This window comes from Thioclava sp. ES.031, assembly GCF_002563775.1.
Classification (GTDB): Bacteria; Pseudomonadota; Alphaproteobacteria; order Rhodobacterales; family Rhodobacteraceae; genus Thioclava.
The window spans coordinates 112,761-127,945 of the sequence record NZ_PDJO01000001.1; the positions used below are offsets into that span (position 1 = coordinate 112,761).

Below are 15,185 nucleotides of genomic sequence, written 5' to 3' on the forward strand. Positions count from 1 at the left end.
AGATGAGTCGCGGCGGAAAGCCGAAAACCAACGACGACCCCGAACGGCGCTGCATCGTCACCGGCGATGTTCAGCCGAAGGCGGGGCTTGTCCGCTTCGTGCTCGGACCCGATGGGATGATCTACCCGGACGTGGCAGGCAAACTGCCCGGCCGCGGAATCTGGGTCACCTCCGAACGCGGCGTCATCGAGACGGCGATGAAAAAGGGATTGTTCGCCCGCGCAGCGAAGCAGGCAGCCAAAACCCCAGAAAATCTGGTGGAATTGGTGGAACAGGCCCTTGCCTCTCGCGTTGTGGAGCTTATTTCTCTGGAGCGGAAGGCCGGCAAAGCGGTTGTCGGCTTCGAAAAGGTCAAGGGCTGGCTGGCCGAGGGGCGCGCGAAAGTGCTGCTACAGGCAAGCGACGGCTCGGACAGGGGCAAGGGTAAGCTTTGGACGCCCGAAGGCGGGCGCTGGTTCGGCTGCCTCACCTCTCAGGAATTGGGTTTGGCATTCGGCCGCGATCGTGCGATACACGGCGCGCTTGCAGCCGGTGGCCTCACCCGGCGCGTAATTGAAGACGCATCGAGGCTTGCGGGCGTACGCAAGCAGGACGGCGGCAAGACCGCCATGAAGGATACGAAGACGGCATGAGCGATACGGACGGCAAAAAGACTCTCGGACTGGGCGGCGGGCGCCCCGGGCAGGTGAAGCAAAGCTTCTCGCACGGGCGCACGAAGAACGTCGTGGTCGAGACGAAAGGCAAGAAGCGGGTGCTGAACAAACCGGCGGCAGGCGCTGGTAAGGGAGGGGGCAACAAGCCTTCCCTTGGCGATCCGTCGAAGCGCCCCGCCGGGATTTCCGACGCCGAAATGGAGCGTCGCCTGAAGGCGCTTCAGGCCGCGAAGGCGCGTGAGGTCGAAGAGGCCGCCGCCCGCGAGGCCGAGGAAAAAGCCCGCGAAGAAGAGCGCGAGCGTCGTCGCGCCGAGGCTGAGGCCAAGGAGCGCGAGGAGCGTGAACGCGAAGCGGCCCTGAAGGCCAAGGCTGAAGAGGACGAGCGCAAGAAGCGCGAGGCCGAACTTCGCGACAAGAAGAAAGAAGAGATCCGCAAGGGCGGACCGAAGAAAGATGCGCCGGTCGATCAGGCTGCCGTGGAGGTTGCTGCCGCCCGCGCCGAGACCAAGGGTGTGTCCGCTTCGGGTCCGCGCAAGACGGATCGTGAGCGTGATACGCGCAACGATCGCAACAACAAGGGCAACGACCGCGGCAACCGCCGTTCGGGCAAGCTCTCGCTGAGCGATGCGCTTTCGGGTGGCGAAGGCCGCCAGCGTTCGCTTGCTGCGATGAAGCGCAAGCAGGAGAAGGCCCGTCAGAAGGCGATGGGCGGCTCGCAGCGTGCTGAAAAGCAGTCGCGCGAAGTGCAGCTTCCCGAGACGATCATCGTGTCGGAACTCGCCAACCGTATGGCGGAGCGCGCGGCCGACGTGGTCAAAACGCTCATGAAGATGGGCATGATGGTCACCGCGAACCAGACGCTCGACGCCGACACCGCGGAACTCGTGATTGAGGAATTCGGTCACCGCTCCGTGCGCGTCTCGGATGCGGATGTCGAACAGGTCATCGATCAGGTCGACGACAAGGAAGAAGATCTTCAGCCGCGTCCGCCGATCGTCACGATCATGGGTCACGTCGACCACGGCAAGACCTCGCTGCTCGACGCGATCCGCAAGGCGAACGTCGTCTCCGGCGAGGCTGGCGGGATCACGCAGCATATCGGCGCCTATCAGGTGCAGACCGAGAGCGGGGCAACCCTGTCCTTCCTGGACACGCCCGGCCACGCGGCCTTTACCTCGATGCGCGCACGCGGTGCCAATGTCACCGATATCGTGGTGCTCGTCGTGGCGGCCGATGACTCGGTGATGCCGCAGACCATCGAAGCGATCAATCACTCGAAGGCCGCTGGCGTTCCGATGATCGTTGCGATCAACAAGTGCGACAAGCCAGATGCGAACGCCCAGAAGGTCCGCACCGAGCTTCTGCAGCACGAAGTCGTCGTCGAAGAGATGTCGGGTGACGTGCAGGACGTGGAAGTGTCGGCCAAGACCGGCAAGGGTCTCGATCAGCTGCTCGAAGCCATCGCGCTTCAGGCCGAACTGCTCGAACTCAAGGCCAACCCCGATCGCGCCGCGCAAGGTGCGGTGATCGAAGCCAAGCTCGACGTGGGCCGTGGCCCGGTCGCGACGGTTCTGGTGCAGAACGGCACGCTGCGCAAAGGCGACATCTTCGTCGTCGGCGAGCAGTGGGGTAAGGTCCGCGCGCTGATCAACGACAAGGGCGACCGCGTCGATGAGGCCGGTCCGTCGGTTCCGGTCGAGGTGCTCGGCATCAACGGCACGCCCGAGGCGGGCGACGTTCTCAACGTCGTCGAGACCGAGGCGCAGGCCCGCGAGATCGCCGAATACCGCGAGCAGGCCGCCAAGGACAAACGCGCCGCTGCCGGTGCCGCGACGACGCTGGAACAGCTGATGGCGAAAGCCAAGGCCGACGAAAGCGTCACCGAACTGCCCGTGCTGGTGAAGGCCGACGTGCAGGGTTCGGCGGAAGCGATCGTTCAGGCGCTCGAGAAGGTCGGCAACGAAGAGGTGCGCGTGCGCGTGCTGCATTCGGGCGTCGGTGCAATCACCGAATCCGACATCACGCTGGCCGAGGCGTCCAACGCGCCGGTCATCGGCTTCAACGTTCGTGCCAATGCGCCTGCGCGCAACGCCGCGAACCAGAAGGGCGTCGAGATCCGCTACTACTCGATCATCTACGATCTGGTGGACGACATCAAAGCCGCCGCTTCGGGCCTCCTGTCGGCCGAGATCCGCGAGCACTTCATCGGCTATGCCGAGATCAAGGAAGTGTTCAAGGTCACCGGCGTCGGCAAGGTCGCGGGTTGTATCGTCACCGAGGGCGTGGCCCGTCGTTCGGCTGGCGTCCGCCTGCTGCGCGACAACGTGGTGATCCACGAAGGCACGCTGAAGACGCTCAAGCGCTTCAAGGACGAGGTCAAGGAAGTGCCCTCCGGTCAGGAGTGCGGCATGGCCTTCGAAAGATACGACGATATCCGCCCCGGCGATGTCATCGAGATCTTCGAGCGCGAAGAGGTCGAGCGGACGCTCTGATCCTTCGGGACCGAGTTACGAATATAGAAACGGGGGCCTTCGGGCCCCCGTTTTGCATCTGTGGCTGTCATTCGGCTGCGTCAGCGATTGACGGGATGCCCGGCAAAGAGCGCATCGCCGACACGCACGAGGATGCGCCCGCAATCCAGCGTCCGTTCGTAAACTCCCTGAACGAAGACGCTGCTGCCGATCTGAATGGTTCTGAGCATGAGGTTCCTCCCTTGAGCGCTCATTAGAAGCGCAAGGCGTTAAGGAACGGCAAATGGATACGGGGAGCCCGCCGCGTTAGACGCGAGAGTTGGGAGAAAAGGTCACGAAGGTTAATCGCGCGGTAACCTCGATCAGAGATTAACCCCAGTCAGAGCCAATCGCGCAGGATCGGGATCAGGGGGATATCCGCCGGCGGCATCTCGTAGTCGCGCAGATCGCGCGCCCGCGCCCAGGCGAGGGTCTGCCCCTCTTGCGGGCTGACGATCCCCTCCCACTTCCGGCAGGCGAACAGCGGCATCAGCAGGTGGAAGTCGTCATAGGCGTGGCTGGCGAAGGTCAGAGGTGCGAGGCAGCTCTGATGGGTCTGGATGCCCAGCTCCTCGTCCAGCTCGCGGATCAGTGCGGCCTCGGGCGTCTCGCCCGCCTCTACCTTGCCGCCGGGAAACTCCCACAGACCTGCCATCGACTTGCCCTCGGGGCGCTGTGCCAGAAGCACGCGCCCGTCGGCGTCGATCAGGGCGACGGCGGAGACCAGAACCATCTTCACGAACGATAATCCGCGTTAATGTCGATGTAGCGGTGGGTCAGATCGCAGGTCCAGACCGATTTCGAGGCGCGACCGAGCCCGAGATCGACGCCGATCACGAGTTCATCATTCTTCATATAGGCGCTCGCGGCCTCCTCGGAGTAATCCGGCACGCGCCAGCCCTTCTCGGCCACGACCATGTCGCCGAAGGAAATCTTCAGCTTGTCGCGATCGGCCTCGGCCCCGGACTTGCCGACAGCCGCGACTACGCGGCCCCAATTCGCGTCCTCGCCCGCAATCGCGGTCTTCACCAGCGGCGAGTTCGCAATCGACATCGCGATCTTATGCGCGTCCTCGTTCGAGCGCGCCCGCGTCACGCGGATCTCGACGAACTTCGTGGCCCCTTCACCGTCTTTGACGACCTGATGCGCGAGATCCATCATCACCTCGCGCAGCCCGGCCTCGAACGCCTTCGCAGGCTCCGAGCGCAGATCGGCGATCTCGGCGGCGTCGGATTTCCCGGTCGCCGCGACGATCAGCGCATCCGAGGTCGAGGTGTCGCTGTCCACGGTGATCGCGTTGAACGTATCCTCCACCTGCCGCGACAGCATCTTCTGCAACCGCGCCGGCGTTATTTTCGCATCGGTGAAGATATAGACCAGCATCGTCGCCATATTCGGCGCGATCATCCCCGAGCCTTTCGCGATCCCGGCGATCTTGATCTTGCCGCCTTCGCCCTGAACTTCGGCAAAGGCGCCTTTGGGATAGGTATCGGTCGTCATGATCGCGCGCGCGGCATCCTCGATCCCGGCAGGGGAGAGGCGCTGCGTCAGGCCGTCGATCACCGCGACGATCTTGTCATGGGGAAGCGGCTCGCCAATGACGCCGGTGGAGGACGAGAACACGCGGCTGATCGGCATGTCGAGCGCCTGAGCGACCGCACCGGTCACCTTGTCGACGCTCTCCTGACCGCTTTTCCCGGTGAAGGCGTTGGCGTTGCCGGAGTTGACGATGATCGCGGCACCCGTCTCGGCAGGCGCGCGCATCGCGAGCTTGTCCTGACAGTCGAGAACGCAGGCCGCGCGGGTGGACGAGGTGGTGAAAACGCCCGCGATCGACGATCCCGGCGCGACACGCGCCAGCATCACATCGGTGCGGCCGGCATATTTGACCCCCGCCGCGGCGGAGGCGAATTCGACCCCCGCGATTTCCGGAAGATCGGGAAATTTCGCGGGGGCGAGCGGCGAAATCGTCACCGATTTCGCCTCTGTCTGCGCCGCAGAAGCGGCAGGGGCGGGCGCGGCGGAAAGGTCGGACTTCAGCGCCTTGACCTTGGCGCGGAGCTTCTTGACCTTGGCCTTCAGCTCCTTGGTGTCCTTCAACTTTTTCTTCGCCATCGCGCCCGCCTTTTGATCGATCAGTTGCTACCCAAGATGGACTGATCTTTCAGAACGCTCGGATCAATCCCGTTGGTCATCTTGTCGATTTTGGCTTCGCCCACAACAGCCTTTACGCGTTTTTGGACAGCCTCTTGGCGAATATCGCCAACCAGCTTCTTGCGCACATCGGCCAGTTTCGGCGCGTCGACCATCTTGGTGCCGAGCAGCTTCACGACATGCCAGCCGTACTGGGTCTGGATCGGACCGGCGACTTCGCCGTCCTTCATGCCTGCAACCTCATCCGCGAAGGGCTTGACCATCGCGTCGAGCTTGAACCAGCCCAGATCGCCGCCATTCGCCGCGGCACCGTCGGTCGAGTTCTTCTTCGCCAGTTCCGCGAAGTCGCCGCCGTTGTCGATCTCTTTCTTGATCTTCTCGGCCTCTTCCTTGGTTTTCACGATGATATGGGCCGCGTGATATTCCTTGGTCGGCTTGGCCTTGGCGTATTTCGCGTCATAGGCCTTCTGCACGGCGTCGTCGGTCACGGCCTTGTCAGCGGTGTAGTTCAGCATCGCACCCGAGAGATACGCGCGCTTCTGCACTTCGAGAGCGATCTTGTCGCGCTGGGTGATGCGCTTTTCTTCCAGCTGGGCGAGCGCGGTCTGCTGAATCAGTTGCTCCAGGACGCCTTGGAACAGCTTGTCATCGGGCAGCTGCTGGTATTGCGCGGGCAGGCCGTCGCGTACCGTTTGCATCATGCCCAGCGTGATATCCTGACCGTTCACGGTGGCGACCACGGTGTCGGCGCTCAGGTCGGTGCGCGGCTTGGCGGCGGCTTCCGATTTCGCGGCATCCGCAGCGGCGGCAGGCGCTTTCGCGTCATCGGCCTGTGCGATCCCGGCAGTCATTGCGCAGATCGCGACGCTCGCGAACAGTTTCGTCAGATTCGGCATCCTTGCCACTTCCTTTCTGCCGCGTCTTTAGGCGGCGTTGACAGTCTGGCAGCCGCCCCTTACATCGCCTAGGGCCTGTAAGAGCCATTTCGGCCTTGTTTCGCTAGCTCTTCTAGGCAAGCAAACCCTATGCGACAAGGCACAGGGAATAACGATCTGGTCAGCTACGCTCGGAGATTACATGCTCGGCATCGGAACACTCGCGAAGAAGGTCTTCGGCACGTCGAATGATCGTAAGGTGAAATCGGTGCGCCCGCTGGTGGCCAAGATCAACGCGCTGGAGGAGCAGTTCGCAGCCCTCTCCGACGAACAGATCATCGAGAAGACGCGCGACTTCCAGCGCCGCGTCCAGGAAGACGGCGAAAGCCTCGACAAGATCCTGCCGGAAGCCTTCGCCAACTGTCGCGAAGCCGCGAAGCGCGCACTCGGCCTGCGGGCCTTCGACGTGCAGCTCGTCGGCGGCATCTTCCTGCATCAGGGTAATATCGCCGAGATGAAGACGGGCGAAGGGAAAACCCTCGTCGCGACCTTCCCGGCCTATCTGAATGCGCTCGCCGGCAAGGGCGTGCATGTCGTCACCGTGAACGACTATCTCGCACGGCGTGACGCGGAATGGATGAGCAAGGTCTATGGCGCGCTGGGTCTGACCACCGGCGTCGTCGTGCCCTTCCAGGCCGAGCCCGAGAAGAAGCAGGCCTACGCCGCCGACATCACCTATTCGACGAATAACGAGCTTGGCTTCGACTATCTGCGCGACAACATGAAGACGTCGGTCGACCAGATGATGCAGCGCGGCCATTTCTACGCGATCATCGACGAGGTCGACTCGATCCTGATCGACGAGGCGCGCACGCCGCTGATCATCTCGGGCCCGTCCGACGACCGCTCGGAGCTGTATATCACGCTCGACAAGTTCATCCCGAGCCTGAGCGAAGAGCATTACACCATCGACGAGAAGGCCCGCACCGCGACCTTCACCGAAGAGGGCAACGACTTCCTCGAGAACCTCCTGCTGGAGGCGGGCGTGCTCCCCGAGGGCCAGTCGCTCTACGATCCGGAGAGCACGACCATCGTGCACCACGTCAATCAGGCCCTGCGCGCCCATAAGCTGTTCTTCAAGGATCAGAACTACGTCGTGCAATCGGGCGAGGTCGTGCTGATCGACGAATTCACCGGCCGCATGATGAAGGGCCGCCGCCTCTCGGAAGGCCTGCACCAGGCGATCGAAGCCAAGGAAGGCGTCGATATTCAGCCCGAGAACGTGACGCTGGCCTCGGTCACCTTCCAGAACTACTTCCGCCTCTACGACAAGCTCGGCGGCATGACCGGCACCGCGGCCACCGAGGCCGAGGAATTCGCCGAGATCTATTCGCTCGGCGTGGTCGAGATCCCGACCAACCGCCCGATCGCGCGGAAAGACGAGCATGACCGCGTCTACCGCACGGCGCAGGAAAAATACGACGCCGTGGTCGAGGCGATCAAGAAAGCCAACGAGAAGGGTCAGCCGATGCTCGTCGGCACCACCTCGATCGAGAAGTCCGAGATGCTCTCGGACATGCTCAAGAAGGCCGGCATCAAGCACAACGTCCTGAACGCCCGCCAGCACGAGCAGGAAGCGACCATCGTCGCCGAGGCCGGCCGTCTGGGCGCCGTGACCATCGCGACCAACATGGCAGGCCGCGGCACCGACATTCAGCTGGGCGGCAATATCGAGATGCGCGTTCAGGAAGAACTCGCCGCGAATCCCGACGCCGATCCCGAAGAGGTCCGCAAGCGGATCGACGCGGCGACCGCCGAGGAAAAGGCGAAGGTTCTGGAGGCGGGCGGCCTGTTCGTTCTCGCGACCGAGCGCCACGAAAGCCGCCGCATCGACAACCAGCTTCGCGGCCGTTCGGGCCGTCAGGGCGACCCGGGCCGCTCGCTGTTCTTCCTCTCGCTGGAAGACGATCTGATGCGGATCTTCGGCTCCGACAAGCTCGATTCGGTCCTCTCCAAGCTGGGCATGAAAGAGGGCGAGGCGATCGTCCACCCGTGGGTGAACAAGTCGCTCGAGCGCGCGCAGGCGAAGGTCGAGGGCCGCAACTTCGACATCCGTAAGCAGCTTCTGAAATTCGATGACGTGATGAACGACCAGCGGAAAGCGGTCTTCTCGCAGCGTCGCGAAATCATGGAAACCGAAGAGGTCGGCGAAATCACCCGCGACATGCGCGTGCAGGTGATCGAGGATCTCGTGGACCGCTTCATGCCGCCGAAATCCTATGCCGATCAATGGGATGTCGAAGGCATGCACCAAGAGGTGATCGAACAGCTGAACCTCGACGTGCCGCTTGCGGAATGGGCCGAGGAAGAGGGTGTCGATCAGGAAGTCGTCACCGAGCGTCTCGAAGAGGCGACCGATACGCTGATTGCCGAGAAGGCCGAGGCGTTCGGCGCCGACACGATGCAGATGATCGAAAAGCAGGTGCTGCTGCAGATCATCGACGCGAAATGGCGTGAGCATCTGGTCACGCTCGATCAGCTGCGCCAGACCATCGGTTTCCGCGGCTATGCGCAGCGCGATCCGCTGTCGGAATTCAAGACCGAGGGCTTCCAGCTGTTCGAGATCATGCTCGATAGCCTGCGCTCGGAAGTGACGCAGCAGCTGGCCCGCATCCGTCCGCTCACCGAAGAAGAGCAGGCGCAGATGATGCAGGCGCAACAGCAGCAGCCCGCGCCCGCCGAGGCGTCGGCGGAAGCCCCGACCGAGGCGGTGCCCGAGGTCGAGGTGGCGGGCGAACCGCTGCCGGGATTCGATGAGACCAACCCGGCGACTTGGGGCGATCCGTCGCGCAACGATCCTTGCCCCTGCGGGTCGGGCAAGAAGTTCAAGCATTGCCACGGGCAATTAGTTTGACACAACTCTGACGCGAATGTGGCAAAGGTGAGGCGGCTTCGGCCGCCTTTTCCATATCTTGTTGGAGTCATTGACTCTCTTGGCAGGTCCACCCCACCCCAAGCATGCATGGGGTGCATGATTTCCCAAATCGCGCCGCAGCTTCGCCGCTTTCGGTCATTAGGAATTGCTTAAGCAGTTTTCTAACACAGACCCCAGTCCGAGGCGGCGATGCGCACCATTCGCAAGATATCCATGATCGGAGCGACGTTCCTGCTCGCTGCCGCGACGGGTCATGTGATGCAAAGCGTGGGTCCGCGTCCGCAACTTGGCGCGTCTTTGGTCGCGAGCTCGGTCGCTCGCGACAGTTGGGGAAACCGGGTCGAGCCGCGCGAGGAACCGCGGGTTCAGCTCATTTCGAAAACCGTTCTTCGCAATCCGCCGGTCTATCATTTCGCGACGGATCCCGGCGTCGGCATCGTGCCTGCGACGGTGCGCACATCGGGCGACCGGTTCACCTCTTCGCTTCCGCAACCGATGCCGCTGAAAACCGGCGCGGCCGATTGCGGGCATGCCGTCCTGTCGGTCACCCCCGCAGGCGATGGGCTGAGCAAGCTGGAGCTGAGCGCGCCGTGCCACCCCGATACGAAACTGGCGATCCGCGATGCGTCGCTCTCGATTGCCGGGCAGACCGACAAATCGGGGGCTTTCTCGGCTATCCTGCCGTTGCTCGCGCCCATGACCTCGCTGGAAGTCACCGCCGGTGGATCGACGATCGCGCAGGTCGAGGCCGCGGCGTCGGGGCTCGATAAGATCAACCGCGCGATCTGGGTGACCGATGGACAAAGCCCGTTGCATCTGAACGCCTATGAGAACGGCGCGCAGTTCGACGATGCGGGCCATCTCGACGTGACCAAGCCGCGCACGCCGGACACCTCGCTGGGCGGCTATATGCAAAGCTTCACCTCCGCAGATGGCAAGCGCATCGAAATCTATACCGCACCCAAGACGCTTACCGCGCTCAAGCTGCAACTCGAGGCGACGCTGTCCTCCGAAGATTGCGGTAAACCGGTCGGCGGCCGGCTGATGCGGATGCATGGCACCGGGACTGCGGCGATGCCGATCACCCTCGACCTGCCCGCTTGCCCCTCCGATGGCGGCACAGTGGTTCTTCCGCTTGATGGGTTCGAGTCCCAGGGCCTGACCGCTCAGAAGTAACCCTCCGACCGAAGGCTGATCTCGCAGTCCTTACCGAGGATCAGGTGATCGTGCAGCACGATGCCGAAGAGCTTCGACGCCTCGTCGATCTGCCGTGTGAGGGCGATATCCGCCTCCGACGGGGTCGGGTCGCCCGAGGGGTGGTTGTGCACCAGAATCAGCGCCGAGGCATTGGCCTCCAGCGCGCGCTTCATCACCTCGCGCGGATAGACGGGAACATGGTCCACCGTGCCACGGCCCTGTTCCTCATCCGCAATCAGCGCGTTCTTCCGGTCCAGTAGCAGCAGGCGAAACTGCTCCGTCTCGGCATGGGACATCGCCATGTGACAGTAGTCGACGAGCGCCTGCCACGAGCTGAGCACCGGGCGATGCATCACCTTCGAGCGTGCGAGCCTTTGCGCCGAGGCCTCCACCAGCTTCAGCTCGATCACCACGGCCTCGCCCACGCCGGTCACTTGGCGCAGGCGGTGAGGCGGGGCAGAGACCACCCGCCCGAAATCGCCGAAGGTTTCGATCAGGCGACGGGCGAGGGGTTTGACGTCCTGCCGGGGGATCGCGCGAAACAGCACCAGTTCGAGCAGTTCGTAATCGGGCAGGGCCTGCGCGCCGCCTTCCATGAACCGCGTGCGCAGCCGTTGCCGATGATCGAACAGATAGGACGGTTTGGACGCGCCCGGCGGCGGACGGATCGCGGTGCCGCCGTTGAACAACGGCAGCGGAGGCTCCTGCATATGACGGGGCATCTGGTCCATGAAACAGACCATGAACGATTCGGATTGAAGAAAGCCTTAATCGGTTGCGAGCCGGACAAGAAAAAAGGCGCCCGAAGGCGCCTTTTCGAAATGATCACTGGGTCATGCCATCCCAGAAGCTTTTGACTTTCTTGAAGAAACTCGCGCCTTCCGGGTTGTTCTCGGCCTCGATCCCCTGGAACTCCTTGAGGATTTCCTTCTGCCGTGCGGTCAGGTTCACCGGGGTTTCGACGGCCAGTTCGATGAACATGTCGCCGGACCCGCCGCCGCGCAGCGCGGGCATACCCTTGCCACGCAGGCGCATCTGCCGCCCCGATTGGCTGCCGGCCGGGATTTTCACACGGCTTCGGCCGCCATCTATCGTCGGGACCTCGACCTCGCCGCCAAGGGCTGCGGTCGCCATGCTCACCGGCACGCGGCAATGCAGATCGGTGCCTTCGCGTTCGAAGATCGCGTGCGGCTGGACCTCGATGAAGATGTAGAGATCGCCCGACGGACCACCGCGCAGCCCCGCCTCGCCTTCGCCGGCGTGACGGATGCGGGTGCCGGTCTCGACCCCCGGAGGGATGTTGACCTGAAGCTGGCGATCGACCTCCACGCGGCCTGCACCATGGCAGACCTTGCAGGGGTTCTTCACCACCTGACCCTGGCCACCGCAGGTCGGGCAGGTCCGCTCGACCGTGAAGAAGCCATTCTGCGCGCGCACCTTGCCCAGACCCGAACAGGTCGGACAGGTCTGCGGCTCGGAGCCGCCTTCCGCACCGGAGCCGTTACACTCGGTACAGGCGGCCGAGCTTGGCACGTTGATCGTCTTGTGGGTGCCGCGATACGCCTCTTCGAGCGTGACGCGCATGTTGTAGCGCAGATCGGAGCCCCGCTGTGCGCGCGAACGCCCACCGCCGGGACCGGCTCTGCCGCCGCCCATGAAATCACCGAACAGGTCTTCGAAGACGTCGGAGAAGGCCGAGGCGAAGTCGCCCTGACCGCCCGCGCCGCCATAGCCGCCGCCCGGACGCCCGCCGCCCATGCCGCCTTCGAACGCCGCATGACCGAACCGGTCATAAGCGGCTTTCTTCTCGGCGTCCTTGAGGACGTCATAAGCCTCGTTCACTTCCTTGAACTGGGCCTCGGCATCGGGATTGTCGGAATTGCGATCGGGATGAAGCTCTTTCGCCTTCTTGCGATAGGCTTTCTTGATCTCTTCGGCCGAGGCGCCTTTGGCAGTTCCCAGAACGTCGTAATAGTCGCGTTTTGCCATTGGTTACCCCCTTGGCGGAACGCAGGCGGGCCCGCCCTTAGAAAAGGCAGGCCCGCCCGACATTCCATGCGCAATTACTTGCGCTCGTCCTCGCCCAGATCTTCGAAGTCAGCGTCGACGATATCTTCATCGACATCGCGCGGGCTGTCTTCGTCGTTGGAGCTCTCGCCCTGACCGGCTTTCTCCTGCTCGGCCTTGTAGATGGCCTCGCCGAGTTTCATCGCCGCATCCGTCAGGTTCTGGATCGCGCCTTTGATCTTGCCGGCTTCCTCGGTCTTGAGGGCTTCCTCAAGCGCGTTGGCCGCCAGTTCGATCGCTTCGACGGTCGAGGCATCGACCTTGTCGCCGTGATCTTCGAGCGACTTACGGGTCGAGTGCAGGAGCGATTCGCCCTGGTTCTTGGTTTCGACCAGTTCCTTGCGGGACTTGTCCGCGTCGGCATTCGCCTCGGCGTCCTGAACCATTTTCTCGATCTCGTCGTCGGTCAGACCGCCGGACGCCTGGATCGTGATCTTCTGCTCCTTGCCGGTGCCCTTGTCCTTCGCCGAGACGGACACGATGCCGTTGGCGTCGATGTCGAAGGTCACTTCGATCTGCGGCATGCCGCGCGGGGCCGGCGGGATGTCCTCGAGGTTGAACATGCCGAGCATCTTGTTGTCGGCAGCCATCTCGCGCTCACCCTGGAAGACCCGGATCGTCACTGCGTTCTGGTTGTCTTCCGCGGTGGAGAACACCTGGCTCTTCTTCGTCGGGATCGTCGTGTTGCGATCGATCAGGCGGGTGAACACGCCACCCAGCGTCTCGATGCCGAGCGACAGCGGGGTCACGTCGAGCAGGACGACGTCTTTCACGTCACCTTGCAGAACGCCGGCCTGAATGGCCGCACCGAGTGCCACGACCTCATCCGGGTTCACACCTTTATGGGGCTCTTTGCCGAAGAAGCCGGTCACTTCTTCCACGACTTTCGGCATACGGGTCATACCGCCGACGAGCACGACTTCGTCGATCTCGTCCTTGGAGACGCCCGCATCCTTGAGCGCGGCGGCGCAGGGCTTCAGCGAGGCCTTGATCAGGTCGCTCACGAGGCTTTCCAGCTTCGCACGGGTCAGCTTCATGACCATGTGCAGCGGCGTGCCGTCCTTACCCATCGAGATGAAAGGCTGGTTGATCTCGGTCTGGCTCGAGCTCGACAGCTCGATTTTCGCTTTCTCGGCAGCTTCCTTCAGACGCTGCAGCGCCATCTTGTCCTTGGTCAGGTCGACGCCATGCTCTTTTTTGAACTCGTCAGCGAGGTAGTTGACGATGCGCATGTCGAAGTCTTCACCGCCGAGGAACGTGTCGCCGTTGGTCGATTTCACTTCGAAGAGGCCGTCGTCGATCTCGAGGATGGTGATGTCGAAGGTACCGCCGCCAAGGTCATAGACCGCGATGGTTTTCGATTCTTTCTTGTCGAGGCCATAGGCCAGCGCAGCCGCAGTCGGCTCGTTGATGATGCGCAGCACTTCGAGGCCAGCGATCTTGCCGGCGTCTTTCGTGGCCTGACGCTGAGCGTCGTTGAAGTAGGCGGGCACGGTAATGACGGCCTGCGTGACTTCCTCACCCAGATAGCTCTCGGCGGTTTCCTTCATCTTCTGAAGGATCACGGCCGAAACCTGTGCGGGGGAGTACTTGTCGCCCTTCACTTCGACCCATGCGTCGCCATTGCCGCCGTCGACGATGGAATAGGGAACGAGTTTCTTGTCCTTCTCGACTTCCGCATCGGTGGTGCGGCGACCGATCAGACGCTTAACAGCGAAAACGGTGTTCGAGGGGTTGGTGACCGCCTGACGTTTCGCCGGCTGGCCGACCAGACGTTCGTCGTCCGTATAGGCGACGATCGAGGGGGTGGTGCGCGCCCCTTCGGAGTTTTCAATCACTCGGGGCTGTGCGCCATCCATGATGGCGACGCAGGAGTTCGTAGTCCCGAGGTCGATACCAATGACTTTACCCATGATGTTACCTCTCTTGGCGATATGACGGGGAACGGGTCCATTCAGGCCCCCGGCCCCTATCCCTTGGGTTTCGGTTTCATGCTCTGCTATCCAGCGGTGTGAGCCGCCGTCGGCTTCGAAGCGTATATAAGGAGGGGAAAATCGGGCTGCAAGAAGGCTCCCCCGAGGAAGAGGGTGAGAAAATGACAGAAAACCGGAAACACGCAACATCTCGGCCCGATCCGCAGGAGATTCGCGGCTTCCGGCATTATCCCGGCTGGCTGGACCTCGACGAGCAGAAGGCGCTGATCGAGACGCTGCGCGGTGTCGTGGCGCAGGCGCCGCTGTTCTCGCCGATGACACCCTACGGCAAGCCGATGTCGGTGCGCATGACGTCGGCCGGGCGCTTCGGCTGGATCTCCGACCGGCGCGGCTACCGCTATTCCGAGACCCATCCCGACGGTCAGCCCTGGCCCGAAATCCCGCAGCCGATCCTCGATATCTGGGAGGCGGTCGCGGGCACGCCCCGCGCCCCCGAATGCTGTCTCATCAACTTCTACGGCGAAGGCGCGAAGATGGGGATGCATCAGGACCGCGACGAGCAGGATTTCGATCAGCCCGTGGTCTCGGTCTCGCTGGGCGATGACGGGCTGTTTCGGATCGGCAACCGCACCCGTGGGGGCAAGACCGAGAGCCTCTGGCTGCGTTCGGGCGATGTGATGGTGATGGGGGGCGAGGCGCGGCTGCTCTATCACGGGATCGACCGCGTGAAGCCCGGCACCTCGCCGCTGATGCCGAAGGGCGGGCGGATCAACCTGACGATGCGCGTCGTGACCTGACGCCTGTGCTGGCGGAATCTGCGGGAGCCTCCGGCGGGGATATTTTCATCAAGAAGAAGGAGC

Annotated in this window: 12 protein-coding genes; 5 read left to right on the forward strand and 7 right to left on the reverse strand. The window is 63.0% G+C overall.

Annotated features, from left to right (window positions below; translation table 11 throughout):
* Positions 1-2: 2 nt before the first annotated feature.
* Together AXZ77_RS00590 and infB are read left to right on the forward strand one after the other, a co-directional pair.
* Positions 3-632: an RNA-binding protein gene (locus AXZ77_RS00590; RefSeq protein ID WP_098409630.1), complete on the forward strand. Its 630-nt coding sequence runs from the start codon at positions 3-5 to the stop codon at positions 630-632.
* A complete protein-coding gene (gene infB / locus AXZ77_RS00595; RefSeq protein ID WP_098409631.1) occupies positions 629-3,145 on the forward strand; it encodes a translation initiation factor IF-2 in 2,517 nt (838 codons plus the stop codon). The genes AXZ77_RS00590 and infB overlap by 4 nt, the downstream gene beginning before the upstream one ends.
* Before the next feature lie 80 nt (positions 3,146-3,225).
* Here the strand turns inward: infB and AXZ77_RS19695 are convergent, their stop codons facing one another.
* From AXZ77_RS19695 to AXZ77_RS00615, 4 genes are all read right to left on the reverse strand, one after another.
* Positions 3,226-3,354, reverse strand: a complete 129-nt coding sequence (locus AXZ77_RS19695; RefSeq protein ID WP_093477229.1) for a hypothetical protein — start codon at positions 3,352-3,354, stop codon at positions 3,226-3,228.
* Positions 3,355-3,503: 149 nt separating this feature from the next.
* The gene (gene mutT, locus AXZ77_RS00605) at positions 3,504-3,902 is read right to left on the reverse strand and encodes an 8-oxo-dGTP diphosphatase MutT (protein WP_078522238.1); all 399 of its coding nucleotides are present in this window, start codon (positions 3,900-3,902) and stop codon (positions 3,504-3,506) included.
* Positions 3,899-5,278 (reverse strand): bifunctional glutamate N-acetyltransferase/amino-acid acetyltransferase ArgJ, encoded by a 1,380-nt coding sequence (gene argJ / locus AXZ77_RS00610; protein ID WP_098409632.1) that lies wholly within the window; start codon positions 5,276-5,278, stop codon positions 3,899-3,901. The genes mutT and argJ overlap by 4 nt, the downstream gene beginning before the upstream one ends.
* A gap of 20 nt (positions 5,279-5,298) precedes the next feature.
* Positions 5,299-6,213 carry a peptidylprolyl isomerase gene (locus tag AXZ77_RS00615; RefSeq protein ID WP_098409633.1) on the reverse strand — a complete coding sequence of 305 codons (915 nt, stop codon included), beginning with the start codon at positions 6,211-6,213 and terminating at the stop codon, positions 5,299-5,301.
* A 181-nt stretch (positions 6,214-6,394) separates the two neighbouring features.
* On the opposite strand from AXZ77_RS00615, the gene secA reads away from it, so the two are divergent.
* Entirely contained in the window at positions 6,395-9,106 is a 2,712-nt protein-coding gene (secA, locus tag AXZ77_RS00620) for a preprotein translocase subunit SecA (RefSeq protein WP_098409634.1), read from the forward strand.
* 234 nt (positions 9,107-9,340) lie between these two features.
* Positions 9,341-10,303, forward strand: a complete 963-nt coding sequence (locus tag AXZ77_RS00625) for a hypothetical protein (RefSeq protein WP_141536198.1) — start codon at positions 9,341-9,343, stop codon at positions 10,301-10,303.
* Here the strand turns inward: AXZ77_RS00625 and radC are convergent.
* The 3 genes from radC to dnaK all read right to left on the reverse strand — a co-directional run bounded on the left by radC (position 10,294) and on the right by dnaK (position 14,304).
* The gene (radC, locus tag AXZ77_RS00630) at positions 10,294-11,055 is read right to left on the reverse strand and encodes a DNA repair protein RadC (protein WP_098412388.1); all 762 of its coding nucleotides are present in this window, start codon (positions 11,053-11,055) and stop codon (positions 10,294-10,296) included. The genes AXZ77_RS00625 and radC overlap by 10 nt on opposite strands.
* 94 nt (positions 11,056-11,149) lie before the next feature.
* Complete coding sequence (dnaJ, locus tag AXZ77_RS00635) at positions 11,150-12,313, reverse strand: molecular chaperone DnaJ (RefSeq protein WP_078541605.1); 1,164 nt, start codon at positions 12,311-12,313, stop codon at positions 11,150-11,152.
* Positions 12,314-12,387: 74 nt separating this feature from the next.
* Complete coding sequence (dnaK, locus tag AXZ77_RS00640; protein WP_098409636.1) at positions 12,388-14,304, reverse strand: molecular chaperone DnaK; 1,917 nt, start codon at positions 14,302-14,304, stop codon at positions 12,388-12,390.
* Between the two features lie 182 nt (positions 14,305-14,486).
* Between dnaK and AXZ77_RS00645 the strand changes: the two genes are divergently transcribed.
* Positions 14,487-15,122 (forward strand): alpha-ketoglutarate-dependent dioxygenase AlkB, encoded by a 636-nt coding sequence (locus tag AXZ77_RS00645; protein ID WP_098409637.1) that lies wholly within the window; start codon positions 14,487-14,489, stop codon positions 15,120-15,122.
* Positions 15,123-15,185: the final 63 nt, after the last annotated feature.